At 56.3% G+C, this 661-nt stretch carries 1 rRNA gene; it reads left to right on the forward strand.

The annotated features are described in order from the left end of the window. Positions 1 to 331 precede the first annotated feature (331 nt). Positions 332 to 661 (forward strand): 23S ribosomal RNA (locus tag MZC64_RS47485); the annotation flags it as partial.

Below are 661 nucleotides of genomic sequence, written 5' to 3' on the forward strand. Positions count from 1 at the left end.
AGTCGTCCAAGCCGACCGTGTTTGGGGCTGCGGCGCTCAAAGAATTGTGGAACTACTGGTGAAAACGCTGTCGGATCTGCGATGCGTGCTTCTAGTACTGCCTGAGTGTTCGGGTGTGGAACGAGTGTGCGTGTGGTGAGGGATGACGGGGTGTTCGGCACGCTGTTGGGTCCTGAGAGAACACCCGTGAGGGGTTCTTTTGAGGAAGCGAACGTTCCAGTTCTGCTACTAGCGCTCAAACCGGCCCGAGTGATCGGGAATCAGGTGTCGCAAGCTGTGGTGGTGTCTGGTTGTTCTTTGAGAACTACACAGTGGACGCGAGCATCTTTGTGGTCAAGTTGTTAAGAGCATACGGTGGATGCCTTGGCACCAGGAGCCGATGAAGGACGTAGGAGGCTGCGATAAGCCTCGGGGAGCTGTCAACCGAGCTGAGATCCGAGGATTTCCGAATGGGGAAACCCGGCCCCAGTCATGTGGGGTCACCTGCACCTGAATGTATAGGGTGTGTGGAGGGAACGCGGGGAAGTGAAACATCTCAGTACCCGCAGGAAGAGAAAACAACCGTGATTCCGTGAGTAGTGGCGAGCGAAAGCGGAAGAGGCTAAACCAGTTTCGTGTGATACCCGGCAGGGGTTGCGTTACTGGGGTCGTGGGACCTATC

Origin of the sequence: Crossiella sp. S99.2, assembly GCF_023094165.1 — a bacterium.
Lineage (GTDB): Bacteria > Actinomycetota > Actinomycetes > Mycobacteriales > Pseudonocardiaceae > Crossiella.